Annotated in this window: 24 protein-coding genes; 14 read left to right on the forward strand and 10 right to left on the reverse strand. The window is 57.7% G+C overall.

Annotation, left to right across the window (positions count from 1 at the left end; translation table 11 throughout):
* Positions 1-48 precede the first annotated feature (48 nt).
* The 4 genes from IB244_RS13435 (at position 49) to IB244_RS13450 (ending at position 4399) form a co-directional block, all read left to right on the forward strand.
* Positions 49-906, forward strand: coding sequence for a carbonic anhydrase (locus tag IB244_RS13435; protein WP_192304498.1), 858 nt, complete (start codon positions 49-51; stop codon positions 904-906).
* Positions 907-990: 84 nt separating this feature from the next.
* Positions 991-2274: a DUF2254 domain-containing protein gene (locus IB244_RS13440; protein WP_192304500.1), complete on the forward strand. Its 1284-nt coding sequence runs from the start codon at positions 991-993 to the stop codon at positions 2272-2274.
* Positions 2275-2926: 652 nt separating this feature from the next.
* Positions 2927-3997, forward strand: a complete 1071-nt coding sequence (locus IB244_RS13445; protein ID WP_025662043.1) for an AI-2E family transporter — start codon at positions 2927-2929, stop codon at positions 3995-3997.
* Positions 3998-4045: 48 nt separating this feature from the next.
* The gene (locus IB244_RS13450; protein ID WP_192304502.1) at positions 4046-4399 is read left to right on the forward strand and encodes a potassium channel family protein; all 354 of its coding nucleotides are present in this window, start codon (positions 4046-4048) and stop codon (positions 4397-4399) included.
* Positions 4400-4462: 63 nt separating this feature from the next.
* Here IB244_RS13450 and IB244_RS13455 read toward each other — a convergent pair whose 3' ends face one another.
* Complete coding sequence (locus tag IB244_RS13455; RefSeq protein WP_192304504.1) at positions 4463-4750, reverse strand: hypothetical protein; 288 nt, start codon at positions 4748-4750, stop codon at positions 4463-4465.
* Between the two features lie 114 nt (positions 4751-4864).
* Here IB244_RS13455 and IB244_RS32170 point away from each other — a divergent pair, with 114 nt between their 5' ends.
* On the forward strand, positions 4865-5290 hold the full coding sequence (locus IB244_RS32170) for a helix-turn-helix domain-containing protein (RefSeq protein WP_246734408.1): 426 nt from the start codon (positions 4865-4867) through the stop codon (positions 5288-5290).
* Positions 5214-5816 (forward strand): IS630 family transposase, encoded by a 603-nt coding sequence (locus IB244_RS32175; RefSeq protein WP_246734409.1) that lies wholly within the window; start codon positions 5214-5216, stop codon positions 5814-5816. Before IB244_RS32170 ends, IB244_RS32175 begins: the two co-directional genes overlap by 77 nt.
* Here IB244_RS32175 and IB244_RS13465 read toward each other — a convergent pair.
* The 3 genes from IB244_RS13465 to IB244_RS13475 all read right to left on the reverse strand — a co-directional run bounded on the left by IB244_RS13465 (position 5788) and on the right by IB244_RS13475 (position 9486).
* The gene (locus IB244_RS13465) at positions 5788-6525 is read right to left on the reverse strand and encodes a DUF2955 domain-containing protein (RefSeq protein ID WP_192304506.1); all 738 of its coding nucleotides are present in this window, start codon (positions 6523-6525) and stop codon (positions 5788-5790) included. The genes IB244_RS32175 and IB244_RS13465 overlap by 29 nt on opposite strands.
* Positions 6526-6547: 22 nt before the next feature.
* Entirely contained in the window at positions 6548-7669 is a 1122-nt protein-coding gene (locus IB244_RS13470) for an HlyD family secretion protein (RefSeq protein WP_192304508.1), read from the reverse strand.
* A 185-nt stretch (positions 7670-7854) separates the two neighbouring features.
* Positions 7855-9486, reverse strand: a complete 1632-nt coding sequence (locus tag IB244_RS13475) for a SulP family inorganic anion transporter (protein ID WP_281419621.1) — start codon at positions 9484-9486, stop codon at positions 7855-7857.
* Between the two features lie 744 nt (positions 9487-10230).
* On the opposite strand from IB244_RS13475, the gene IB244_RS13480 reads away from it, so the two are divergent.
* Positions 10231-11226: an IS30 family transposase gene (locus IB244_RS13480; RefSeq protein ID WP_192304510.1), complete on the forward strand. Its 996-nt coding sequence runs from the start codon at positions 10231-10233 to the stop codon at positions 11224-11226.
* A gap of 99 nt (positions 11227-11325) precedes the next feature.
* Here the strand turns inward: IB244_RS13480 and IB244_RS13485 are convergent, their stop codons facing one another.
* Complete coding sequence (locus tag IB244_RS13485) at positions 11326-12063, reverse strand: hypothetical protein (protein WP_192304512.1); 738 nt, start codon at positions 12061-12063, stop codon at positions 11326-11328.
* A gap of 783 nt (positions 12064-12846) precedes the next feature.
* On the opposite strand from IB244_RS13485, the gene IB244_RS13490 reads away from it, so the two are divergent.
* Positions 12847-13155, forward strand: coding sequence for a DUF736 domain-containing protein (locus IB244_RS13490; RefSeq protein ID WP_018860148.1), 309 nt, complete (start codon positions 12847-12849; stop codon positions 13153-13155).
* 250 nt (positions 13156-13405) lie between these two features.
* Positions 13406-13645, forward strand: coding sequence for a hypothetical protein (locus IB244_RS13495; protein ID WP_192304663.1), 240 nt, complete (start codon positions 13406-13408; stop codon positions 13643-13645).
* A gap of 78 nt (positions 13646-13723) precedes the next feature.
* Here IB244_RS13495 and IB244_RS13500 read toward each other — a convergent pair whose 3' ends face one another.
* From IB244_RS13500 to traC, 4 genes are all read right to left on the reverse strand, one after another.
* Entirely contained in the window at positions 13724-13987 is a 264-nt protein-coding gene (locus IB244_RS13500; RefSeq protein ID WP_025662679.1) for a WGR domain-containing protein, read from the reverse strand.
* A gap of 116 nt (positions 13988-14103) precedes the next feature.
* Complete coding sequence (traG, locus tag IB244_RS13505; protein WP_192304514.1) at positions 14104-16029, reverse strand: Ti-type conjugative transfer system protein TraG; 1926 nt, start codon at positions 16027-16029, stop codon at positions 14104-14106.
* Positions 16016-16231, reverse strand: a complete 216-nt coding sequence (gene traD, locus IB244_RS13510; protein ID WP_018860152.1) for a type IV conjugative transfer system coupling protein TraD — start codon at positions 16229-16231, stop codon at positions 16016-16018. Before traD ends, traG begins: the two co-directional genes overlap by 14 nt.
* 4 nt (positions 16232-16235) lie before the next feature.
* On the reverse strand, positions 16236-16526 hold the full coding sequence (gene traC, locus IB244_RS13515) for a conjugal transfer protein TraC (protein WP_192304516.1): 291 nt from the start codon (positions 16524-16526) through the stop codon (positions 16236-16238).
* Between the two features lie 251 nt (positions 16527-16777).
* On the opposite strand from traC, the gene traA reads away from it, so the two are divergent.
* From traA to IB244_RS13535, 4 genes are read left to right on the forward strand one after another with little or no spacing between them, the layout of a single operon-like run.
* Positions 16778-20080: a Ti-type conjugative transfer relaxase TraA gene (gene traA, locus IB244_RS13520; protein WP_192304518.1), complete on the forward strand. Its 3303-nt coding sequence runs from the start codon at positions 16778-16780 to the stop codon at positions 20078-20080.
* The gene (traF, locus tag IB244_RS13525) at positions 20077-20640 is read left to right on the forward strand and encodes a conjugative transfer signal peptidase TraF (protein WP_246734410.1); all 564 of its coding nucleotides are present in this window, start codon (positions 20077-20079) and stop codon (positions 20638-20640) included. Before traA ends, traF begins: the two co-directional genes overlap by 4 nt.
* Positions 20630-21796 (forward strand): conjugal transfer protein TraB, encoded by a 1167-nt coding sequence (locus IB244_RS13530; protein ID WP_192304522.1) that lies wholly within the window; start codon positions 20630-20632, stop codon positions 21794-21796. The genes traF and IB244_RS13530 overlap by 11 nt, the downstream gene beginning before the upstream one ends.
* A 15-nt stretch (positions 21797-21811) precedes the next feature.
* On the forward strand, positions 21812-22426 hold the full coding sequence (locus IB244_RS13535) for a TraH family protein (protein ID WP_169680881.1): 615 nt from the start codon (positions 21812-21814) through the stop codon (positions 22424-22426).
* A gap of 498 nt (positions 22427-22924) precedes the next feature.
* On the opposite strand, the gene IB244_RS13540 is transcribed toward IB244_RS13535, so the two are convergent.
* Positions 22925-24229 (reverse strand): MFS transporter, encoded by a 1305-nt coding sequence (locus IB244_RS13540; protein WP_192304659.1) that lies wholly within the window; start codon positions 24227-24229, stop codon positions 22925-22927.
* 748 nt (positions 24230-24977) lie between these two features.
* Between IB244_RS13540 and IB244_RS13545 the strand changes: the two genes are divergently transcribed.
* Positions 24978-26756 (forward strand): adenylate/guanylate cyclase domain-containing protein, encoded by a 1779-nt coding sequence (locus IB244_RS13545; RefSeq protein WP_192304524.1) that lies wholly within the window; start codon positions 24978-24980, stop codon positions 26754-26756.
* Positions 26757-26761 lie beyond the last annotated feature (5 nt).

Below are 26761 nucleotides of genomic sequence, written 5' to 3' on the forward strand. Positions count from 1 at the left end.
AAGGAGGGTATGATCTCTGCGCGCTCCTTTAAGCGTCCGAGAACCCCAGTGAGAACGGTTGAAATTGCATACCGGTATCAGGAGAAGGACGTCGGCGTTCGCCCCAGACCGCCTGACGCGACTACCGCCCTTTCGCGGTTGATCGACGGCAATCGCGCATTCGCCGACCTGCTTGACAGTGTGAAAGACGAAGGCACTTCAGCGCGCCGCGTCGTGCAAGTCGACGCGCGTGATCTAGGGCTGGCGTCCGGCATGGCCGCAGCGCCTTCACAGCGTCCGTTCGCGGCTGTCCTGGGCTGTTCCGATGCCCGTGTCCCCCTCGAACTGATCTTCAACGAGGGACCGAACGACCTGTTCGTCATCCGCGTGGCCGGCAACGGCCTCGGCTCCGACGTCTTGGGCAGCTTGAAATACGCTGTTGAGCACTTGGGCGGCACCCTCAAGCTCATTGTCGTCCTTGGACATAGCGGATGTGGCGCCGTGTCCGCAGCCGTGGATGTCTTCCTCAATCCTGGAATGTACCTCTCGCTGGTCGACCGACATTCGTTGCGAGAGATCCTCGACCGCCTGCTGGTCGTCGTGCACGTCTCGGCGCAAAAACTTCAGGCGGCGTTCGGGCCAGACATTCTCCAACGTGCAGGGTACCGCCAGGCGCTGATTGAGACCTCGGTCGTCGTCAATGCTGCATTGGCTGCTTGCTCTGCCCAGCAGGAGATCGAGACACAGGGCGAACTGCGCGTTGTTTACGGCGTGTACCTTTTGGAGACGCGCAGGGTGTGGACGCCCAGTACCGGCCACGCTGACGGCGTCGGCTTGGCACCTGCACCCCGCGACGTGGCCGAATTTCAGCAGCTTGGAGACGCCATTGTTGGGTCGTCGCGGGTGACCGCCCTGCTTGGCGCTTAGCCCGAGTGGTTGCCGCAGCGTCCGGGCACCCCCTCGGCGCGAGGTCCACACAGGCTTGCAGGCGGCATCACGGGAGGGCGAAGAATGTCATGGAATCGGTGGTACGGCATTAAGAGCTACCTAAGATCCACACTGTGGGTCGTCCCGTTCATCGCACTGCTATTCTACGTAATGGTTATCCAGGTTGTAGACTGGATAAATGCGAGATTCATTGTGATCCCATTGTGGCCATGGGGGACGCCTGGGGCGCAGCGCATACTGGAGACCATCGTCACCCTTACGCTGACGTTCATCGTCTTCACCTTCGGGTCATTGCTTGTCGCAATTCAGGTTGCCAGCGGTCAGCTGAGTCCGAGAATCATTGCAACAGCCCTACTGCGTGACAATGTGATACGGACAACTGTGGGCATCTTTATCTTTACGCTCCTGTTTTCAGTAGGCGTGCTGGGACGACTTGAAGCCGAAGCACCATTCTTTCTTGTCGGAATTGCCGGAATTCTTGGATTCGCTTCCCTAATCGCCTTCCTCTATCTGATCGACCATGCTGCGCGGTTGCTGCGGCCCGTCAGCATCGTTCAGCGTATAGGCGACCTCGGATGTGACGTAATCGAAAAGGTCTATCCTGACTTGTTCGACGGTCATGACTCGCACACAGACTCGCGACGAACAATCAATCTGCCAGACCGCACCATACCCCATCGCGGCAAGTCGGGGGTCATACTAGCGGTAAATCTGAAGGGTCTTGTGAAAGAGGCGCAGCGGTTCGGGCTCGTCATTGAGCTCCCTCACTTTGTCGGGAGCTTCTTAGAGTCAGGCGAGCCACTTTTTCGGCTCTATGGCGACATTGCAAAAATCGAGGAAAGACGGTTCCCCCAAAATGTGGCGATCGGGCCCGAGCGCACTATCGAGCGGGATCCCACCTTTGCCTTCCGTATCATCGTCGACATAGCGATAAAGGCCCTGTCCAAAGCTATCAACGACCCTACCACCGCCGTACTCGCCGTCGACCAACTTAATCGACTGCTTCGAAAGGTTGGCGAGCGCCGGCTGCACGGCGACCAGGCTTTCGACAAATCCGGCCAATTACGACTGATCCTTCAGACACCAAACTGGGAGGATTTCGTGCAACTGGCCGTGAGGGAGATTCGCTTCTATGGGGCTGAGAACTTCCAGGTCGCGCGGCGGCTACGCGCAATGCTGGAGAACCTATTAAAGACCCTGCCGGAGGCGCGTCACCCGACACTGCGTACTGAGCTCGACCTGCTCGCTGACGCCGTAAAGACTATTCATGTCCTGCCCGCTGACCTGGCGCTTGCTTCTATTGCCGATCCTCAAGGCCTCGGAGCAGGTTTGAGCCATAGAGTTTGAGGCGCTGCTGGGCATTCTTGCGCCGATTGTCGATCCCGATTCCCATTTTGCGCTGGAGCCGTTTGTGCCTAGGAGGGTTTTGGTAACGGATCTCGTTTTGGCTGCATGGATCTCAGCAAGAGGATACCGCTGGGCATGAAGATTGCCTAGATGGCAAACTGTGATCGCTATCAGGAAGCACGCCACACCAAGCTGAAAGAGCCACGGCCCTTCCTCAGTCAGCTGGTAAGACCTGCACCTGTTTGCGCGGAGCACGTACGCCGGGTCATGGCGCTGGCGCTTTATCCGATTTTCGCGTTCACTCTATTTGTCTTGCCTTCTGCATATCCGCCTTGATGCGACTGCCTCGGCGAGGAGCGGGATCGCAGTCCTGGCGATGCCCAAGTCTTAGCCTTCGCAGACCAACTCAGGCGGAGCATCCGACGCCATGGGCGGAGAGAAACGGGCGATGTTGCCTCTTGGGCGCCTCCGGGAGGCCAGAAGGCGTCTTTTCCGAGTGCCACACTTCAGAGCGAGCTTTGGCTGGATATTGCAAGTTGGCGGTGGCATAATGTCTATCACTGGTGGTGCACAAGCTGGGGTATTGGGCACTCAGAATCCAAAAGGGTGGTAGTGGACTGAAACGCGCAGAATCCGACCGGGGGAGACGCGCATGTCAGCAGGCGCAGAAGAATCTCTGGGTTTCTGGGCCGAGCGCCTAGTAGGCCTGCTTATCATAGGCGTGATCATTTTAGCTTGCTTCTGGATCGCGTGGCCGCTGATAGGTGTGCTCGCATGGGGAGCGTTAATTGCTGTCGCGCTATATCCGGTGCAGCGCCGCCTCGCGAGCGCAATCGGAGGTCACCCGAAAACGGCGACGATGCTCATCGTCCTCTCCCTCCTGATCCTGGTGATAGTCCCGCTCTCTTATCTGCCGGGCTCCTTCGATCACGCGACCGAAGCGATAGCAACCATGACCAACAATTGGACGGAGCTGACCCTGCCTCCGGCACCGTCCTGGGTGTCCGACTTCCCACTGGTTGGGTCGACGATCGGAGAGAAGTGGAATGCGGCCGCGTCATCCTCGCGCAATGTACTGATTATTTTGAAACCCTATCTCGGGCCGGCTTTTCAATGGCTTGCGGCTCTTGGTGCATCGTTAGGGCTCACCGTCGTGCAGATGCTGCTTTCCATTATCCTCGCCGGAGTTTTTCTCGCCACTCAGGGAAGCACGGCCTCAACATTCCGCACAATCGGGCGGCGCCTTGGAGGCCCCACCGGGGAGAGCCTGGTCGATGTTGCGGTTCGCACCATTCGAAGCGTCGTGCAGGGGGTGATGGGGACGGCGCTCATACAGAGCATACTATCAGGCATTGGCTTCGCGATCGCGGGGGTTCCGTTTGCCGTCCCGCTGGGCGTGCTCTGCTTTGGCACGGCAATGCTGCAGATCGGCACATGGTTAGTATGGATCCCGGCTGCTGTTTGGCTGTCTTATCAAGGCGAAACTGGTTGGGCGATCTTCACCACAGTTGCGGGCATAATCATCAATATCCTCGACAATGTCATCAAACCATTGCTGATCGGCCGCGGCGCTGGCTCTCCCATCTGGATCATCTTTATCGGCGTGATCGGCGGTGTTCTGACGATGGGACTCATCGGCATCTTTGTCGGTCCCCTTGTCATGGCTATTGGTTACTCGATCGTCAGGAACTGGCTGGGAGAAGAAGAGTCCTTAAACGCCTAGAGAGACGGACAGGGATGGTTGTTTGTGGGAGTGGGGGTCGAGCATTTCATGGCGAAAACACGTCAGGTGTCAGATCGGAGAAGAAGGAGGCGACTCTTTTTTGCTGCGCTCCTGAAGCAGCTTTACGTATTGTGGCCAATTTTCTCCGGGATCCTCGTCGTCATGGTCGGATCCGGGATTGTCATCAGCCACATTGAAAACTGGAGTATCGGCGAAGCACTTTACTTCACTTTTGTTACGGGCTTGACCATAGGGTACGGCGATCTCACGCCCAAGCATGCCCTTGCGCGAATTCTTGCCTTGGTGATTGGATTTTCCGGTATCGTGCTGACCGGGATAGTCGCAGCGGTTAGTGTGCAGGCGCTCGGCGAGGCGGCTCGCGACCACGCGGAACGGAATTGATAGCCCGGCAATGTTGGAGTTGCGCTTGACGTCAGACGGTGGGCTTGACAGCGCCGCGGGAAGCTATCTGTCCCGAATTCTGCCAGCCGTTCCCTTGCTCGGCCACAGCAACGTTGCAAAGAACAGCGTGTAGACAATTGCAAGCGCTATATATCCGACGCGTGTCGCAAAGGTTTCGGCTGCGCCGCTAGAAAGTGGTGAGACAGCGGAGCCCAGCACCAGCAGAAATACAGTCAGGGCTCCTGCATTGATCTTCGCCACGACAGTTGGCGTCGCCGCGCGGCCGCCGAATACGAGCCCGGCAAGCAACACCAGCAGAAACAGCGTCGCCAACGAATGCCTTAGTTCCAACACTGCGAACCCTAGTATCGCCGCCACGCCACCTAAAGCGCGTCGCCCGTTTTTTGATTCAGGTTCTCGAATCGGCCGATTTGTGATTCCTTCTTAGCTGGAAGGAGACCGGTCATGGGCAAATCACATCCGATCGAGTTGCGTTCCCGTGTTGTTGCGTTCGTTGAAGAAGGTAACACCCATCGCGAGGCGTCTCGGCATTTCCGTGTGTCGCCTCGGTTTGTGAATAACCTTGTTATCCTGAAGCGTGAAACGGGCTCTCTGTTGCCAAGACGACAGGGCCATGTCGGCGGCGGCAAGTTGAGCGACCATGGAACATGGTTCCGTGAACGTATGGCTGAGAACGGTGATTTGACGCTTGACGAATTGTGCCTCGAGCTTGCAGAGCGCGGCGTCATTGTGCATCGCTCGAGCGTTGGCCGCATGTTGCACCGGCTCGGGTTAAGCCACAAAAAAAAGCCTCATGGCAAGCGAGCAGCTTCGTCCGGAAATCGCTCGGGCGAGGAGTCTATGGATCGAAAGACGCAAGCCGTTTTTTGATAAGGCTCTGGCACGCCTTACTTTTATCGATGAGACGTCGACGAACACAAAGCTGGCAAAACGCTCCGGTTGGTCGTTACGGGGCCACCGTTACCGCAGTCATGCGCCTTTCGGATCCTGGAAGACGCAGACGTTTATCGCTGGCCTCAGATCGCATTCCATGGTCGCGCCATGGATCGTCAACGCACCAATGAATGCCGAGATATTCGAGACTTGGATCGAAACGCAACTCGTCCCAACTCTAACAAAGGGCGACATCGTCATTGCCGACAATGTCCGTTTCCACAAAAGCCAAAAGGCCGAAAAACTCATCAGACAAACCGGTGCCAGGCTGCTGTTCCTACCGGCCTATTCGCCCGACTTGAACCCGATCGAAATGGCCTTCTCGAAACTCAAGTCGCTCCTACGAAAGAAAGCCGCAAGGAGCTTCGACGCAATATCGAATGCCCTCAGTGACATCTGCGCACTGTTCTCCGTTGAGGAATGTCGAAACTACTTCAAGGCCGCAGGGTATGAGGCGATTTAGATGCGACAAGCTTTAGTATGTTGACGAGGACAGTAGCCAGAGCAGGCCTGCCGTTAGCCTCTACGTCCAACTGCGACAGCAGCGACGCGACGGTGATGGGAATCACTACCGCGGTGGCAAGCCGGTCCTGGGTAAGGCAGAGCGTCACCGCAAGAAGCAGAATCAATGCGTCTGCAGCAGCGCGCCAAACTGGTTTCGGGGTTGAGGATGTAGATGGCCGCGCAGCTTCGACCGTTTCGATATCCGGTATCAATGCATAGGCCAGCCACGTTACGATGGCGCCGGCTGCAATGCTTTTGACGAAGACTGTCAAAATGGAGCTGCCCAAGTCAATGTTCAAAATAGTCAGCAGAGGGATCATGACGCTGACCACAAGGATGAGGAAAACGAGCGGATTGGGCTTGCCACTCGCCTGCCTCAGAAAGCAGGCGAAATAAATCAGGCCAAGTAACAGCAGCAGGACCGGTGGCCGCTCGGCCAGAAACGTGGTCAGGAACTGGACGATCAACGCGGCAATTAGGATGATCAGGGTCAGCAAGAATGCGCTTTGGAGAGAAATCGCTCGAGAACTTGAAATGAGCATCTGCGCCGCAAACAGTGCGCATAGAAATGGGAGGGGATCGCTTGTGGCGACCGCCCAAGTGAATGCAGCCGCGACGGCGAGGGCAACACGCAATCCCTTGCGCTTTTGGTTCGTGATGGAACTCAAGTTGATGTCTCGCGAATCCTCACTAGCTGACATAGGTGAGCACCGAGAGTAGCCGCATCCAACAGTACCCTATCCAGTTGGTAATCGGGTGCTCACCGGCATAGATCACCACATTGGCTTGCGAACCATAGCGGACGCCCCGCGGCAGTCCTTCGTCCAGGACCAGTTTTACCGGAAAACTCTGAGGCGTTCGGATCCAGCCGCTTTCCGTTGAAATCTTCGGCAGACCGGTGCTGGGATCGATCGAGCCTTGGGCGACGCCCAAGCCGACACTCTCGACCTTGGCCGGGAACAGCTTTCCGGGCAATACATCGAACAACACTTCGGCCCGATCGCCGGGGGTCACGTTCTCCAGGCTGTTTTCCTTGTACGCGGCGGTGATCCACACCGTATCGACGTCGATGAATGTCAGCGCTCCCTGGCCGACCGCCACCATGCCGCCCGCGGTCAGTTGAAGATTGGTCACGACACCTTCGCCCGGCGCTTCGATCGTGGTCCGACTGAGATCGAGTCTAGCCTTTTCCAATGTCGCAAGCGCCCCTCGCAGTTGGGGATTGTCGGCGCCCACCGGCCCCAGTTCCTGCTCGGCACGCTTTAGCTCGGCTTCGGCGGCGTCTACGGCTGCCTCTGCCTGATCGTAGCCCGACTTTGCCTGGTCGTATCTGGATTTGGGATAGACTCCCTGCTCAACCAGCAGCTTTGCCCGATTGGCCTGTTCGAGACTGAGGTCGCGAGAGGCCCGCGCCTCCACGAGCTTGGCCTGGGCAGTGTTGACGGCCTCCGTTGACGCACCGATGGACTGGCCTACGCTATCGAGCTGCGCCTCGGCCTCTGATACCGCAATCTGGTATTGATGGGGGTCGATGCGAAACAGCATTTGCTTGGGGGACACGCGCATGTTGTCGATCACGCCGACTTCAACGACCCGCCCGGCAACTTCCGGTGCGATGCTGATGACAAATGCCTGCACGGTGGCCTGCGACGACATTGGTGTGCGCCGCTCCATGAAGACACCGAGCGTAAAGAGAAAAGCCGCCAGCAGCAGCACACTCAGCGCCACCCTTCGCAAAGGATTGCCGGGCTCCTTTTTTGGCTCAGGAACCTCGACCCCTTTGCTGGGCTCAAGGGCCGATTCCGCTGTCATTTGTTCCCTCCTTGTGCGCCAGGGAGCTCAGTCAGACTGGAATAATTGTCGGCTATTCTAATCCGTCGCACGACAACAAGCTATGGCTGTGGGTGGCGCAGGCAGGGGCGGCGTAAGTAGCCTCATCGAAACGGCCGCTAACCAGTTGAGCAGTGAGGACGACCGCCATGGGTTCCATACTTAGACTAGCTGCGCTCGACGCTGCCGCCTAAGTAGCGCTGCAGAGCGGCAGGCATGTTGAAGAAAAGCCGCTCGCGGCCGAGTTTGTCGGCGAGACCGGAGGCTCGAACGTAGTCGAGCACATCGGGATTTAATCCTGCCAGCCACACCGCGATGCCCTGCGCGGCAAGGCGCCGTTCGCTCTCAATCATCATCTGCATGGCGGAATACTCGATGTCAAAGACACCGCTCATGTCGAGCGCAAGCACATGCGGCTTATGCTTGGCGACCAGCGACTGGATCTGATCCGCAACCTGTTGAACGTTAGCGAAAAAGAGCCGGCCCTCCGGACGGAGGATCAGCAGGCCCTCGAACGTTTCATCGTCGGGATGGTCAGGCGACAACGGCCGGAGCACATCAGTGCCCCGCTTGCGGCCGACAACGGAGACCTTCGGCTTGGTCGACTGACTGGCCAGGCCGATCAGCGAAAGGGCGATCGCGACAACGATGCCTTGAAGCGTGCCGAAGACAAGCACGCCCAAGAACGCCGCCAGCGCCCAACGGAACTCCATCCGCCGAACCCTACGAATGGATGCAAATTCGGCGGGGGCGATTAGTCCGGCCGAGTAAATAATCACGATCGCGGCGAGCACGGCTTGCGGCAGCAAGCCCAACAGCGGGGCAAGAAACAGCATGGTGGCCGCCGCCGCCGCGGCGGTAACCAGAGAGGCCTTTTGCGATTGTCCACCAACGGAGCGAACCACCGCCGTCTGGGACGTGCCACCGCCCGCGGGCATGGAGCCAAAGAAAGCTCCGGCCAGATTGGCGGCTCCCGTTGCCAGAAGTTCCCGGTTGGGCCTGATGGACGGCTCTGCAGGGACCGCGAAGGCCCGTCCGGCGGCAATCGTTTCGGTAAAGCTCATTAGCGCGATGCCGAGCGCCCCGGGCAGAAGTTGCTCGATCAAGCCGGGACTAGGAAGAGTGATTGATGGGAGCGACCGCGGGATGAACCCCACAGTTGCAACGCCCAGGGCATTCAGGCCGGCGAGCCAGGAAACCAAGATGCCCGCGCCGACAATCACCAGCGGGGCCGGTGAATGGGGCCAGAGCCGCTCCATCGTCCACAATGCGATCAGCGCCGCGGCTGCGATTGTCAGTGTGAGCAGCGACGTTGCCGGAACATGTTGCAGCACGCTGACGATATCGCGGAAAAAGCCCGCCTTAGCAATATGCACGCCGAGCAGTTTCGGCACCTGGTCCAGCACGATCACTAACCCTATACCCGCTTTGAAGCCGGTCAGCACAGGCGACGAAATGAAGTTAGCCACGAACCCCAGGCGAAGGACCGAGGCAGCTATCAGAAGGGCGCCGGTGAGTCCGGTGAGCGTTGCGACGGCGGTGATCAGCTTGCCGGGATCACCATCGGGAACGACGGTCCCAAGCTGGGTTCCAGCCAGGATTGCCAGCGTGGTCGTCGAGCTGACGCTCAACACGCGTGACGTTCCGAGCAACGCATAGACGATCATCGGAACGAAAGCCGTATAGAGGCCGACGCTCACCGGCAGTCCGGCAACAGTGGCATAAGCCATCGCCTTGGGCAGGACAACCGCCGCTGCTGTAAGTCCGGCTACCACGTCGAGCCGAAGGCCTGCTGTCAATGAGGTACTGCCATGCGTTGTTTCGGGGGCCACTGGAATCTGCTCCGAGCAGGCAACTACCTCCTATCTATAGCATTTTACGCGGCAAGTTGACGATCCCAAAATCTCGTCGTTGCTTTTGGCGGCGCGGCAGTGGAGTAGAATAGTCGCAAATTCAAGATTCCCTGATAAGTATAAGAATTATCTGGGTTCTTAATAGCGCGAAGATGAGTATCACGTGGCCGGAATTTTGGGCGCGACTTACCGGCAATACACGCCTGCCGGACCTGCACGGCCTCAGCCGGCGAAGAAATTCTCGGCCGTCCCATTATGGCCAACGGCGCCTCAGGGCGGTCCATCTCGAACAAATGGTACCCCCAGGGCGGCAAGTCGACGTAGAGCCCTGTCGACGAGAGATCGCTCGCCGCGGTAGGGTACCCGTGATACGGGCTTTGGTACTCATGTCTGCGACTTGCCGACCAAAATGCTCGGCCCAGGCATCGTCGTCTTCACCATCTTCTGGCCAACTGGGCAGCAGTGGGGAGGCACCGATTTCTACATCGACGTGATTTGAGAGTGTGCCGGGTGAAACGGTGGATCGCGAAGAAGAAGACACCGCGGCGGCGCAGTACAACCAACCAACGCAAGCGCGAACTTAGTCAGGTTCCATAATGCATGTTATGCCACTTTCTGCTAAGTATCGGGGTACATTCTATCTCGAACTGCAACAAAGGCGCAAGCTGCCTGCTTTTCGGGAGCCATAGTTTGATCCGTACCTTTTCCCATTTGAGTTTTGACGAACGCCGATCGATTTCCAGGATGTTGGATCGGAAGTATAGCCAGTCTGAGATCGCCAGACGCCTCGGCCGGGACCGTGCGACCATCTCCCGGGAGATCAAACGCAACTACTGGCACGATCAGGAATTCCCCGATGCCGAGGGCTACTGGGCGATGACCGCCAACGACATGGCGCGCGACAGGCGCCGGCGGATCGGCAAGCTCTTTCGTCGCGAGGATCTGCGGAACGAAGTGATCGGAAAGTTGGAATCCGGCTGGTCGCCGGAACAGATTGCTGGACGACTGAAGATCGAACCAGCTGCCAAGGCAAGCGTCTGTCACGAGACGATCTACCGGTATGTCTATTCACCAGAAGGACAACGGCAGCCACTCGCGCGGCTTCTCCCGGAACGGCGGAGAAAGCGCCGGCCGCGATATGCTCGCAAGCCGCAGAATCCAGTCTTTCCAGATGAGCGTTCGATCAAACATCGGCCGGAAGCCATCAACGATCGCAAGGAATTCGGTCACTGGGAAGCCGATCTCATGATCTTCGAAAGGGTTCAGGGCAATGCCAATGTGGCAACGGTTGTTGAGCGGACGAGCCGGTTCACCATGCTGTTCAAGAACAACGACCGGCAGTCCAAGCCGATCATGGAGCGGCTCATCAACGTGCTCAGCCCCCTGCCCAAGCATGCCCGGCAAAGTTTGACGTTTGATCGCGGATTTGAATTCGTCTCCTGGCGGCGACTGAAGCAAGGAATGGGAACCGATGCATGGTTCTGCGATCCGTCTGCGCCCTGGCAAAAAGGCTCGGTTGAGAACATGAATCGGCGGATTCGGCGTTACCTGCCGAGGGATACTGCTGTCCTGTCAGTTCCTGATGAATCGATACGATCACTGATCGATCGGTTGAACAGTACGCCGAGAAAATGCCTTGGTTTCCGCACCCCAGCTGAGGTGTTCAGGCGTGAAGTGAACAAATGACGGCAAGCCGGGGCGGAGGACGGATTTCATGAATGATCCTGCAGTGATTGCGCGGCGAGAGAAAGCGTTATTAGGCAGCCAGCAGCAGAATAGAGATCGTCAATGGACGCCGATATCGCTTTGCGTATCCGATTCCAACTGCAGGCAAGCTGGCCAAAGTGGCGTCTTGTGGAAGGATCCGTCCTGGAAAAGAGTGAGCCCCTCTCGTGCCTCGTAGAGCAAGCCGAGCCAGCACAAGCGTTGGAAGACGCCATACTGAAGATCGGATTTCAACTCCCAGGCTTCTAGGGTCATTTCGGTGTCCGACAAAGGCGCCAGGTCTGGATAGAGGATTTTCACAACCTCCATTGGCGTGCAACCTTCTCTGGCCTTGATATTGAGAAGATTGAGGAACATGCGCCACCAGCGTAACCGCGCTTGCACCTCCTCTTCCCGTTCGGTGGCGTGGATGTAGGAATAGAGATAATCCGTGGCGACCAGATCGAAGAAGGCGTTAGGGTTCACCAGAAACTCGCGGCCGCGTCTGGTTGGCAGCAGCACATCCTTTTTCCGACGAAGAAGCTTCAGATGACGGGTCATGTCGCGCACGACCCAGAGCGGCGGCATGTCGCGTTCATTGAGCACCTTGTGCATGCTGTAGAGGTCTTCGGCTGTAAAGTCGGGCCAGAGGAAGTTAACAGCGGCCCAATGCACGAACTTGCGGTTCATGGCGCCGGTTGCCGTCAATCCTATGCCACCCTCACCGTCAGCATAGGCAACCGAAAGAAGCATGCCGCGAAGAAGTGGTGACAGCGCGGCGATGTCGACGTCCCCCTGCAGGTTGATTTCCGGAAGCATCGTGTGGCTTTGATCCCCAACTGCGCCATGAAAGTCCTAGCGAGTATCGAGCGGTAAAAGAACAATTGCTAGTGAGAAAGCTAAAGCCGAAGGGGTATGTTATCACCCGCCCCCGCTCCGCCCTTTCAACCCGGCCCAGCCGGTCGGATCGGGGGCTGATCTCCCTGCCCTGTAGTGGCCTTTAGGCCCTTGTTGCATTTACATTAGAAGTCACATCTGAAATAAAAAGATAATAATACTTGACGCGAAGCGCAATCGAAGCGGAACCAAAATCGACCGACCGCTCGACAAAGCGGCGGCGCTTCCGAGTGCGCTGCTTATTCAGCGGTCTTGGGAAATGTCTCAGCGCTATCTAACTGCTGGATCTGGCACGGTTGCTAGCCGTCCTTGCCGTGTTCTTTCATCTGCGACTTTTCCGGTGCACCGGTACGGCGGAACTGAACGCGTTGGGTGATGTTTCGTCGATAAGCCGGCATTGGAACAGACCGTTTATTCGAAGCCGTCAGACCCACGTTCCCTTCATGGATTGTTGGCGCTCCGTCTGCGACCGCGATGAGAGGTGCCTAACCTTAGTACGGCTTCGCCTCGGTCGATCCCCCCCAACGGCAAGTCGCGTGTTCTTACTCCTTCCCGTTTCGCCGTCATTCCTCGCCTACTAACAAACATGCGACTGCCGCCCTCCGTTTCATTTCGGCCAAATAGGTGCGGTCCGATCGTCCACGGACTCGTGACTGTCATCGAGGCCGCGATGGGCGCGGCCGGAAACAACGAAAGGAACTTAGAATGGCAACCATCGGCACCTTCACCTCCACCGAGAACGGATTTACGGGTTCGATCCGCACTCTCGCCCTCAATCTCAAGGCTCGCATCTCCCGAGTCGAGACTCCCTCCGAAAAGGGCCCCCACTTCCGCATCTATGCTGGAAATGTCGAGTTGGGCGCTGCTTGGCAAAAGACCTCCGAGCAGGGCCGGGATTACCTCTCCGTCAAACTTGACGACCCGAGCTTTGCTGCCCCGATTTACGCGACACTCGCCGAAGTCGAAGGCGGAGGAAGCCTCCAGCTCATCTGGTCCCGCCCGAACCGGGACTAGCGAGTGACCCGGCTCCGCCACAAGGCGGAGCCGGTTTCCAGCCTTTGCTGCGAACAGAGGGAGTATAGCTGCCCAATAAAGCTTGATCGGTTGTCAGCTCCCCGACAATGAGCGGTTTTCCCGATTGTGCGGAGCCTGTTGAAATAGGCTTCCCACTCGCCGGCGTCATCGGAATTGATGCGATCCCTGCCCCATCTATCGTGTCACTGGCAGCGGTTGTCGTCCTTCACGAACTTCAGGAGACGAAACGATGGCCAATCTTATCGAACAGCAGATCGAAGAACTGCGCGCCGAACTCCGCAATGTAGGTTGGGCTGCTGGGCGTCGTCAAATCGTAGCCGAGCTCGAGATTGCCAGAGCAGAGCTTGCCGTCGCCATGGCCGAACAGTTAGATATCGTGCAAGTCGAGCCACCACCCTTAGGGCGCTCACTTTCGTCTCGAGTGCGACCCGGTGCACCTTTGCTGCGGATCTCGTTTCATCGCGATTAGGGATAATGCCTCCCGCGCGTCGTGCTTAAAGCTGGCAGTCAGAATTCTGACGCGAGGTCCTTTGCTCTTCAGTCGTCTTCAGGATGAGCGACGCCCACTGGCGACCGTGGCGTACCCTCTCTTTCGCTTAAGCCGGATCAGATCCAGAAAGAGCACCACCGCATCGTGCTCTCGCTCGAAATGGTGGGTCATTGTCTGTCCTTTGGCGCCTATACGTCCCCATCGACGGGTGAGGCAAACGTCACCAAACAGAGTCGCGTCAATCGACATGGCATAAAAGCGAGCCATGTTGCGGGTCGGATCGGTGCGCTCGATGTAGAGTTTGTAAGGTTGCGAGATCATGCACACAGAATCGCGCTTTGGAGATTCCGGGTCCAACGACAGTTTTGAATCGGTTCCGGCTCACTGATTCATTTCAGTGATGTCGCAATGCGACGCGGGCTAGTTCGAGCTCACATTCAGGGTCCGCCCGACGAGACTGAAAAGCGGCTCGCCCGAACGCATTGCCGCATGTCCTCACGCCGGAACCAGATGGCGCGGCCGCAGCGAAGCGGTGGCTTGCCGGTGGTAAAGATGATCTGCTCGTCGGCTCGCATGCAAAGAACTTCGTGCGGCTGAATCAGTGGCCTCGGCGCCAGTTGCTTTGATCGCGTGCGCGATGATCCGCGCGACTGGGAGGTCAAGCTGACTTGATCGATCTCTACCGTGGTCATGCCGCAGCGACGTGAGATGTAATCCGCCGTTTCAGGATCATTAATCGCCGCAAAGGAAAGCCAACTTGCGCTCTCAAACCACTTGCTTGATGCATCACGGCCACCGTAGGTTTCACGCATCTGACCAATCGATTGGTAGATCATCATCAGGGTGATGCCGTACTTGCGACCAGCGTCTCGCGCCGTCTCCAGAATTCGCATGTACCCAAGGCGTGCCACTTCATCAAGAAGGAAAAGCGCGCGCGTATTCATCCTGCCATCCCGATTGTAGATGGCGTTCAGGAACGTGCCGATGATGACGCGCGCCAGCCCGGAATGCATTTCGAGCGTCTTGAGATTGATGTTGATGAAAACGTCCGTGTCGCCGTCGGCAATCGCGTCTGTCATAAAGCTCGATCCGGATACCAGCGCAGCGTAGTTTGGGTAGGAAAGCCAATGCGTCTCCTTGATTGCATTCGCATAGACACCGCTGAAGGTTTCCGGTGTCATGTTCACGAAAGAGGCCACGTTCTCCTTCACGAAATCGGATTTGGAGTTGTCGTGAATCTCCTTCAATCGCTGGCGCAGTTTCGGCTCCGGTTCCGCTAAGTTGCTGCGTACCTGGCGAAGGGTCTGTTCTTCGCTCTTCGTATGGCCGGACAGGCAGACATCGGCAATAATTGCGGTGAGGAGCTGAAGTGCCGAAGCACGAAAGAAGTCATCTCGCACGCCCTGTGCTCGCCCATTTTCGCTCATGATCCAAGATGCGACCGAGGCTACGTCTTCCTCTTTGGTGCCACCGAAACGTCCGATCCAGTCGAGGACATTGATCCCGATGTCTGGGTGCTTTGGATCGAGGACAAGAATGTCCCTGCCAGCCTTTCGACGATGTTCGATCACGATAGGCGCAACCTCGTTCGATGAATCAAGCACGACAAGCGCTCCGCCCCATTTGAGCGCGGTTGGAATGGTGATTGAAGTCGTCTTAAAACCACCGGACCCTGCAAAGGCGATGCCGTGGGAAGATCCGAAAGATCCATCGAAGCAGAGCAGCGGCGACTTGCCGCCAACGCCCCAGGTCTCAGGATCGTCAACCCGAAATGGATGTGAAGCAACGTCGTCACGATCGACGCGGTAACACTCTCCAATCACGATGCCCCCGCTATTCGGGAAAAGCTGTGTCGCCTCCTGCATCGTCATCCAGTCGGCCTCCCCATGGAGGGCGCGTTTGCCCGTAACACGCCTTGGCTCGGCGCGCGGGAATGCCGCATTTCCGAGAAGCGCAACCCGCAGCGCAAAACATCCAGTCATCAGTGCAGTCACCGCCCCAGCTATCGTCCCAGTCTCAAGATCGGCAACCATGCTGCTGCCTCTGGGCAATTGCCTTGCAAGAACAGAAAGGAGAACAACCTCGCGGGCAAGCGCCATCAGGAATGTGGCGGCGGCCCCGGCAACGACGCCCCAGGCAGCAGAACGGATGTTGATCGAGCCGCCCGCGGCGAAGAGCACGATCACCCCGGCGCCTCCGCTTGCGACGAAGGGCGCGGCAATGCCTAGATGCTTGAGCGCGGCCTTGGCCGCATCGGTGTTGCCGAACGTTGCCAGCCATTGCTCGATGCCAGTAATGCCAACGGTAACACCAATCATCAACATGATCGGTATGAAAAGGAGCACCACCCTATTTGCTGTCATGGCGGAATGCCTCGTTGCCGATGGCCATCAGTCGCGCTCGCTCGCCATCGTCGATCCCGAGACGGCGATTAAGATCGATCAGAGCGCCGAGAAGAAGTGCGCGCTTCTCGTAGCGAAGGCCCGCCTTGACAATCAGGCCCCCGAGTTCGATCTTGTCGCGTGTATCCTTCTTCCGCGCTTGCGAGTTTCTTGCGCGCTGCATCCGATCAATCCTCGCCAGTGCTGACTTGATCTGCTCCAGCGCGGTTCGACGCGCTTTGCGGGGTTCTGCTTGCCCTGCCTTTGTCCTTTTCTGTCGACGCGGGTCTCGTCCCGCAAAATCGTTTGACGAGACCTTCGAATGCCGTCTGAAGGTCAGATTCCTCGATTTCCATGTCGCCTAGCCCAGCCTTGAGAGCGACGCGACCAATGCGCTCGGCCTCCCGCGTTTCGGCTTGCTTCAACTGCTCCTGGAGACGGACGATTTCTTCGCGAATTCTTGCAGACGGTTTCTTCATTCCCGGTCGCCCTTTCATACGGTTTCGACTTCCTCAAGCAGGAAGGTCCCGCAGATTGGCGAGATGATCTACTGACAGAAATGCGAGTTGGCGCAGCCAACACCTTTGAGCATGATCCCGACCGTTCCGAAGGAGCGGATCCGAAGGGCGCAATTATACGTCGCTGACGCGACGCTCTGCGCTTGGCCTTCTCGGGCCGCCGCTCCTGACGAGCTTATTGAATTCGATTGCTCGAAGGAGCTGGTTTCACAGTGACCGTCCCGCATTTTTCAGTCACGATCGTTGCCCGCGGGTCCGGCCGCAGCGCAGTGCTGTCGGCTGCCTACCGCCATTGCACCAAGATGGAATATGAGCGGGAAGCCCGGACGATCGACTACAGCCGGAAGCAGGGTCTGCTTCATGAGGAGTTTATCATTCCAGTCGACGCGCCGGGGTGGTTACGCGAAATCATTGCCGACCGCTCGGTTTCATCTGCGTCGGAAGCCTTCTGGAACAAGGTCGAGGATTTCGAGAAGCGCTCTGACGCACAGCTTGCCAAGGACGTGACGATCGCCTTGCCGATCGAACTCTCGGCTAAGCAGAATATCGAGCTTGTCCGCGATTTTGTGGAAAGGCATGTCATCTCCAAGGGCATGGTGGCCGATTGGGTCTTCCACGATGCGCCTGGCAACCCGCATGTCCATTTGATGACCACATTGCGGCCGCTGACGGAAGACGGTTTCGGTGCCAAGAAAGTGCCCGTGCTCGGAGCGGACGGCAATCCGCTCCGCAACGACAGCGGCAAGATCGTCTATGAGCTTTGGGCTGGAAGACTGGATGATTTCAATGTCTTTCGCGACGGCTGGTTTGCCTGCCAGAATCGGCATCTGGCAGTTGCCGGTCTTGACATTCGCATCGATGGCCGTTCCTTCGAAAAGCAGGGTATCGAGCTGACCCCGACCATCCATCTCGGCGTCGGCGCCAAGGCAATCGAACGGAAGACGGAAGGCTCGGGCGAACAGGTTTCGCTCGAGCGGCTGGAATTGCAGGAGGAGCGCCGGGCCGAGAATGCGCGACGAATTCAGCGCAATCCGGGGGTCGTACTTGACCTGATTGCGCGGGAAAAGAGCGTCTTCGATGAGCGCGATGTCGCCAAATTCCTGCATCGCTATATCGACGACGCAGTCCTTTTCCAAAGCCTTCTTGCGCGCATCCTGCAGAGCCCCGCGACCCTGCGTCTCGATCGGGAGAGGATCGACTTCGCCACAGGTCAATGCACCCCGGACAAGTACACAACCCGTGAGTTGATCCGGCTTGAAGCCGAAATGGTCAATCGAGCAATCTGGTTGTCGAAGCGATCGTCGCACAAGGTTCAAAAGACAGTGCTCGGCGCGACCTTTGCACGCAATGATCGTCTGTCCGATGAACAGACGAGCGCAATCGAACATGTCGCCGGTGGCGAAGGTATCGCGGCAGTGATCGGTCGGGCCGGTGCTGGCAAGACCACAATGATGAAGGCCGCTCGACAGGCATGGGAAGCAGCCGGATATCGCGTCGTTGGCGGTGCCCTTGCCGGCAAGGCAGCGGAAGGTCTCGAGAAGGAAGCAGGCATCATCTCCCGCACGCTTTCGTCGTGGGGGCTCCGTTGGAGCCAGGGCCGCGATCAGCTCGACGACAAGACGATTTTCGTTCTCGATGAGGCGGGCATGGTCTCGTCGCGGCAGATGGCGCTGTTCGTTGAAACAGTCACCAAAGCCGGCGCCAAACTCGTTCTCGTCGGCGATCCGGAACAGTTGCAGCCGATCGAGGCGGGCGCTGCCTTCCGAGCGATTGCCAATCGTATCGGCTATGCCGAACTCGACACGATATATCGCCAACGCAAACAATGGATGCGTGACGCCTCGCGCGATCTTGCGCATGGCAACATCGGCAAGGCGGTCGAAGCCTATCAGTCGAATGGAAGGATGATCAGCGCCGAGCTGAAGATTGAAGCGGTCTCAAACCTCATTGCGGATTGGAGCCGCGACTATGATCCAGCCGGGTCTTCCCTGATCCTTGCACATTTGCGTCGTGATGTCCGGACGCTGAACGAGCTGGCGCGTGCCAAGCTCATTGAGCGCGGCGTCATCGATGGCGGGTCTACCTTCAAGACAGCCGATGGAGATCGCAACTTCGCGGCCGGCGACCAGATCGTTTTCCTCAAAAATGAGGGATCACTTGGTGTCAAGAACGGCATGCTTGCCAAGGTCCTTGAAGCGGGGCCCGGCCGCATCGTTGCCGTCATCGGCGAAGGCGAGCGTCGCCGCCAGGTCGCGGTCGAGCAGCGCTTCTACAACAATGTCGATTACGGCTATGCCACTACAGTGCACAAAGCCCAGGGCGCTACTGTCGATCGAGTCAAGTTGCTGGCATCTCTTTCCCTCGACCGTCACCTCACCTATGTCGCCATGACCCGCCACCGCGAGGATCTCAGCGTCTATTATGGCCGCCGGTCCTTCACAAAGGCTGGAGGCCTCATCGAATTGCTGTCTCGCACGAACGTCAAGGAAACGACGCTCGACTATGCGCAAGGCAGCCCCTACCGACAGGCGCTCCGCTTTGCTGACGCACGCGGTCTTCATGCCGTCAATGTCGCCCGAACGCTTGTTCGTGACCGGCTCGCTTGGACAGTCAGGCAGAAGCACAACCTCATCACGCTCGCGTCGCGTTTGGCCGCTGTCGGATCCCGACTCGGCCTGGTCGGGCCGGCGATGAAATACCACGCAATCAAGGAGGCAGAGCCCATGGTTTCCGGGATCACCACTTTTTCGAGATCGATCGGGCAGGTCGTCGAGGACAGGCTCGCGGCCGACCCGGGTTTAAAAAAGCTATGGGAAGATGTCTTCGTTCGGTTCCACCTCGTCTATGCCCAACCTGAGGCCGCATTCAAGGCCATCGATGTCGCTGCGATGCTGGCTGACCGGACGAGGGCGTCAGCGACACTGCTCAAGATCGCCGACGAGCCGAGTAGCTTCGGTGCCCTCAAAGGCAAGACGGGTTTGTTCGCCAGCAAATCCGACGAGCAAGATCGGGACACGGCGGTCGTCAATGTCACTGCGCTGGCGCGCAGTCTGGGCCGCTATCTTGAAATTCGCGCCAATGCAAAACGAGAGTATGAGACAGAGGAGTGCGCCGCCCGCCAGAAGAGCGCGATCAATATTCCCGCTCTTTCTCCGAACGCCAGATCGGCGCTCGAGCAGGTTCGCGATTCGATCGACCGCAGTGACTTGCACGCAGTCCTTGAGCACGGGCTCGCCGACGAGAGGGTGAGGCTGGAGCTTGAGGGGTTTGCAAAGGCTGTTGCGGAGCGCTTCGGGGAACGGACTTTCCTAGGGATTTCGGCAAGGGACTCGAGCGGGCAAACCTATCGATCCCTCACGACCGGGATGAACTCTCTGCAGAAGGCAGAAATGAAGACGGCCTGGAATTTTCTGCGCGCGGCTCAGCAATTGTCCGCCCAAGAGCGATCGACATCCTCTCTGAAGCACTCCGAGGCCTTGCGGCAAACGATCAGGAAGGGGCTTTCACTGAAATGACCTTTTTGCACGATCAGCGCCGGCAAACATCGCGAATTTGGCGTCGCGTGAGTCTGCCTGTCGCACTTGTCGCAGCTCTCTTAGCTCTCATCGTGACCGGAGGCGCGCTTGGGTATCGGATCAATCTAACGCCGAGCGAACCTCTCGGGATCTGGCGAATTCAAATGCCGGAAGGACCCTACAAGATTGGCGATCTGGTCTTTGTCTGTCCGCCGCCGACGCCCACCATGCGAGAAGCGTTTGACCGCGGTTACCTTCGATCGGGGATCTGTCCCGGTGGCTATGCGCCGCTCATCAAAACCATCGTTGCGATGTCATCACAAAGGATCGAAATTGACCGCTTGGTTAGGATCGACGGTCTTGCATTGCCGCATTCCGCACCGGCCCAGCTGGACGGCAAAGGTCGGAGCTTGAGGCGATTCAGCGGAGGAACGGTACCGACGGGCTACGTGTTTCTTCACTCTGGTTTCATCGGCTCCTTCGACTCTCGCTACTTTGGTCCAGTGCCTGCCTCCGGGGTGCTCGGCCTGGCAAAGGCGGTCCTCACCTATGCGCCGTGAACTGGTCCGCAACAGTGTCCTGTTGGGCGCGGCACTAGCGGCTGGCTGGATCGGTTGGTGCGGAAATCCCCTCGCCCTTCCTGTGTCTGCCGCCTTTCCGTTTATCTGGTCCGTGGCGCGCAACCGGCCAAGTGCCGCCATGGCATCGGCGACCTATTTTCTTGCGGCATCTCGAGGTTTGCCGCATGGCGCAGTCGCCTTCTATGGTTCAAATCTCTTGTCCGGTCTGTTGCTCTGGTTGATAGCGTCGGCGGCCTTCGTCAGCGTCCACGCCGTCCTGTGGACCGAGAGATCGGGATGGCGTCTTGCAATCCGTTATCTCTTGGTCATGTTTTTGATGGCAGTGCCGCCCTTTGGAATTTTGGGCTGGGCTCACCCGATCACCGCCGCCGGAGTTCTGTTTCCCGGCTGGGGGTGGGTCGGTCTTGGCACAATGGCAGCCGGCCTCTTGATCATGACGACCAGGCTTCGGCCGGCTGCAGCCATAGCCATTATTGGCTTGTGGCTCTGGTCCGCCGCACAGTGGACGACGCAGCACCTACCCTCTTCGTGGTATGGTGTCGAGCTCACACTTGGAGCGTCGCTCGGCCGAACCAGCAATCTCGAACGGCAGCGTGGCCTTGTTGCAACGGCGCGGGCGGCAAGGCGCGGCAAAGGCGCCGTGGTTGTGTTGCCAGAGAGTGCGATCGGCTTCTGGACACCAACGGTCGAACGGCTATGGCTGCGTGAATTGCGGGCAAGCGGGTTGACGGTCGTCGCAGGCGCATCCGTGGTCGACGAGATCGGTTACGACAATGTGCTCTTGGAACTTTCGGAGTTCGGGGCGCGAATAATCTACCGCGAGCGTATGCCGGTCCCCGGTTCGATGTGGCAGCCCTGGCAGTCACTGATTGATGGCAGCGGCGGCGCACGTGCGTATTTCTTCTCCAATCCCGTCGCCGAGATCGCAGGCAAACGAGTTGCGCCGGTGATTTGCTACGAGCAACTCATTGTCTGGCCGGTCGTTCAGTCCATGCTTTACGACCCTGATATCATCGTCGCCGTTGGGAACGGCTGGTGGACAGGCAGCACGTCTATCGTGCCCATCCAGCGTGCCAGTGTCGAGGCTTGGTCGCGTCTCTTCGACAAGCCGCTTGTCTTCTCTGTCAACACATAGTTCCGGGAGCCCTTCATGCTTGATCCTGCCCTCATAACAAAATGTGCCGATCCCTCCTTGAAGCCGGCGATCGTCGAGCAGTTCGTCAAAGCCGCAGGCTCTTCCGATCCCCTTGCTGTCACCGTGAGAGCGGGAGGGCGATTGGTCCTCGTGCCGAAGGCTGGAACACCCGAGGAAGCAATGGAAATCGTCAAGCAGAATGTCGGACATTCAGTCGTGCGCGTCGGCCTCACGCAATTTCCTGCAGGTGTTGGCGTAAAAGACATTTCGGAAGTGACGTCAGGTCTTGTCGATCCGTGCGTGAACCTGCGCCTGGGAACGAGAATGTTCGCAAAGATTCTTCGCATTGTCAGCAAATGGTACGGAAACCCCGAAAGCGCTGAAGTTTTCCCGCAAGTGTTCGAGGATGCCATCGATGCGTGGAAAACGGGCGAGTTCGAGGCTCAAAGCGTATTTCAGGCCGAAGATCCCAGTGGATCGATCGCAGGTCAAGGCGAACTGGACGATCCAAATGGGAGGTACCCAGGAAAGCCCGAAAGCGCCTCATCGAGCTCTTCCGAACCACCCGGTGAAAACGAACTCGGCCGCGCGGGCATGCGGATCGATTTATCTCGAATCCTTCGCCAGTAGGTCACGTGCGAAAGTCTTGACGACCCAATGCGTACGGCGATTCACCTGCCCTTCGAACACAACCGTCGCAGGCGGCGCTAGTTTAGACCGGCGCTTCTAGCGGCAGAAATAGGTGGAAAAATCATGTGGTCATTGACTGGAGAAAGGTTGATCACGTCCTGAATTCGAAAGCGATATCTGGCGCCGCAGGCGTCGGCATAGAGATACCTTCCTCTAAGGTGGAGGTTTGCCACCAGAAGATCACGTTGATCATCACGGTCAATTACTGACAATACAAACATTCGAGTCTTTATCCGCTTCAATGAAAATCAGTTTGAATAGAGTTTAGTTAAAGTATTGATAAAATAATGTAGCATATAAAATTCCATATGCGTCTGGCGTGCAGAAAAATAGCGTAAATAGTACTTACCTATGATTCTTCTTGTCGGGCTCCTTCCTCCCGAACCCGCCTCGTCGTCACCATGCCCGCTTTCCTTTGAACAGAGGTCCACGGGGCAACTACACGTTCACTTTGGCTTTTCCGCTTTCACTCGACGTCGGCGTGCGTCCGACCATACGACCAACGACCAGTACCAGAATTGCTGCAGCAGCCAGGCAGGCCGCGAGGAAGAACATCGGGGCAATGGTGCTGCCGGTCGAATCCTTTATCCACGGTACGACGTTCTGCGCGATAAATCCGCCCAGGTTTCCGACAGAATTGATTGCCGCCAGACCTGCGGCTGCACCCGCCCCTCGAAGGAATCGTGACGGTAGGCTCCAAAAAACAGGTTGCCCGGCAAAGATGCCCGCTGCCGCAACACAGAGAAAGGCAAACTGAAGCAGATGGTTCGGAATCACGGCGGACAGAACCAGGCAAACGGCGCCGACAACCGCTGGTACCACGATATAGGGCATCTTCGACGAGGCTCTGTCTGCGGCTGACGGGACCGCATAGAGCGCGATTGCAACCAGCACCCATGGGATGATGTTGAGAAAGCCGTTGGCCGTATTGCCGACCCCAAAGCTCTTGACGATGGTCGGAAGCCAATAGCTGAGACCGTATGCCGCTAGGGGAAACCCGATATAGCAGATCGCCATCAAGAGAACCCGCGGATTGACGAGCGCCTTGAAGCCATCGCTGGCGGTCGCCTCCATGCCAGCGTTCTCCAAAGCAAGGCGGTCCTTCAGCCAGGTCTTTTCCTCGGAATTCAGAAACGTCGCACTTTCAGGCCGATCTGAGAGGTAGATCAATGTAACGAAGCCCGCGATAACAGCGGGAATTCCCGTCACCAGGAAGACCCACTGCCAGCCTGCATGACCATAGAGACCATCCAGATCGAGCAACATACCGCCCAGTGGCGCGCCGACGGCATTCGCGAGAGCGCTGAAAATCATGAACAAGCCGACCATCCTTCCGCGATAGGCGGACGGATACCAGAGAGTCAGCAGATACAGGACACCGGGAAAGAAGCCCGCTTCGCATGCGCCCAGCAAAAAACGGAGGATGTAGAACATCGTCGCATTCTGCGTGTAGGCGAGCGCTATCGTAACTGCACCCCACGACACCAGGATTCGCGCGAACCATTTGCTGGCCCCAAACCGGTCCAATAGAAGATTGCTTGGTACTTCAAATATGAAATAGCCGATGAAAAACAGCGAGGCGCCAAGACCGTAGGCGTATTCACTCATGCCGAGGGCGTCGACCATGTCTAGCTTGGCGAAACTGACATTCTGGCGGTCGATGTATGCGATTAGGTAGAGGATGCCGAGAAACGGCATTAGTCGCCATGTAATTCTGGAAATGAGTTCTTTTTCGACAATCACGGTCATTGCTCTCCGTATGCAATCCAATGACTGAGATAGGGCGTTAGTGCACTAATCAACCTCCACGTGAGTTCGCGCGAACTGAACTGAAGTTCGCTTCGATGAACTCAAAGGAGGTAAACGACCCCGTCGCGGGTGCTACGGGCAGGTTCGGGGCGATCAACGTCGAGAGAGGGGTATGATGCCCTTAATCGAATATTCAACGCGATGGCGAAAGAAATTGGCCTGGTCTGTCGCTTCACGCCAAGCTGCATGACTGTATTGCCCCCCGAATGCGATCCGATCTATCGCCCACGAGCAAGCCAGGATACCGAACAGGAAGAGTAAGCCGCGCATGCGGATACATTAGTCGCCTTCTATTTAGAAATGCCTAACGCAGGCTCAGCCCAGCGTCTGGGATTGGTGAGCTTTGCAAATCCTGCATTGCACGACCGGCGGCCATGGCCGAAGTCCCGATCGATCCTCCCGAGTGGATCTATAGAGAAAATTCTGACGATAGCCTCCATGACCTTACCAGGCCGCGCGTAGCGTTGCGCCACTGATGGGGTCAACGCGGTGACCCGGGACGCTGCTTCTTCGCGGAACGAAAAGCGCATTGTCGCAGCATTCGGCGTAATATGAGTCTCGTTAGCCACGAACGAGCGGCATCGGAATTCTCGCTTAACCCGGCCTTGGACCTGTGCTTTTCTATGCGGGTATCCGGCCGGGAGCTGACAGGGCCGACTGTCGGGGGAATGGAGGGGAAGCTTTGGAGCGAAGGCTAGCCGCAATCCTAGTTGCCGATGTCGTCGGTTTTTCACGACTTGTCGAAGCCGATGAACGCAATACGCTTGCGGTTCTGATAAATTTACAGACCTCGGTGTTTCGTCCACTGATTGCAAGACATGCCGGCCGGCTGGTCAAATTGATGGGCGATGGGCTGATCGCCGAGTTCAGCTCGGTGGTTGAGGCTGTCTCGTGCGCAATCGCGATCCAGAACACACTGGCGAATGAACAGGAGCCGGCCGGTTCCGCAAACAGGATCATCCTTCGCATAGGCATCAATCTCGGTGATGTCGTGGTGGACGGTGACGACCTGCTCGGGGATGGTGTCAACGTTGCGGCCCGACTGGAGCAGTTGTGCCAGCCGGGTGATCTTCTGATTTCGGGGGCAGCCTACGAACAGCTCGCTGGAAAGGTTGACGCGAATTTCGACTACGCTGGTGAGCAGCACCTCAAGAACATCGCGCGGCCGATCAAGGCATACCATTTGCCACTCAGCGGGTCTGCCTACGCTTCACCCGAAACTCCAAAATCGACCGGGCCTGCCATTGCCGTACTTCCATTTGAGAACATGTCCGGTGATCCGGAGCAGGCTTACTTCAGCGACGGAATAACTGAAGACATCATCACGGAATTGGCACGCTTCAGCGAGCTTATGGTGATAGCGAGAACCTCGTCATTTGCGCTACGCGGCCGAATGCTCGATTTGCGCGAGGTCGGCAGGACGCTCAGCGCGGGCTATGTCGTAGAGGGGAGTGTAAGGCGCGCTGGTAACCGTGTTCGAATTACGGTCCAGCTCGTCGAGACAGCGAGCGGGACGCACCTATGGGCGGATCGATATGACCGATCCCTTGACGATATTTTTTCCACTCAGGAGGAGATTGCGCAGAGCATCGTCGCCATGGTCGCACAACGCGTCATAGACGACAACGAATTGACGTCACGACGCCGTCGCCCGGAAGACATGCGGGCATATGATCTCTTTCTGCAGGGCAACCGCCTCTCTGACGACTTCAGGCCAGGAGCGCAGGAACGCGCGGAGGCGCTTTTTGAGCGTGCCGCTAAAACTGATCCGACTTTTGCCAGAGCCCATACAGGCCTCGCCTACATATACCTCAACCGCGCGTCGGACGGTGCTATTGGCATTCCAAGACAAGAGGATGAGAACAGGATCAAAGCACTGCGTTCAGCCGAGATGGCGTTTGCCCTCGATCCGAGCGATCCACGGGTTCAGTCCACACTGGGATACATTTGCTTGACGTGGCGAGACTTCAAACGAGCTGAACATCATCTTGGCCTGGCGAAGTCGATGAACCCCAACGATGCTACCATCCTGATAATGTGGGCATGGATGCAAGGAGCGATTGGGCGGGCTGAGGAGGGCTTGGCCGGTGCGGAGATCGCGTATCGACTGAACCCGTTATATCCCAGTTGGTACAACTATTATAAATCCCGCCTCCTCTTCCAAACGGAGCGATACGGCGAGGCGGCCGTCCTTCTCGAACAGCGAACATTCGCCACGCCGGAAAGGGAGCCGCGAGACATGGCGTGGCGCGCGGCCGCCTACGCTCACCTCAACCGGATCGAGGATGCAGAGAAATGCGGCCGGGTCTTCCTCGATGCTGTCAGCAGGCGATGGTGCGGAGATGCGACCGCGGGTCCGGTTGATTATGTAAACTGGCTTGTAGATGTCTCATACCTCAGAGAAGAAAAGGACGTTGATCGGCTACGCCAAGGATTGAGGCTTGCGGGTCTACCTGCGTGAGTGGC

This window comes from Rhizobium sp. RHZ02 (assembly GCF_014851575.1).
GTDB lineage: Bacteria > Pseudomonadota > Alphaproteobacteria > Rhizobiales > Rhizobiaceae > Rhizobium > Rhizobium altiplani.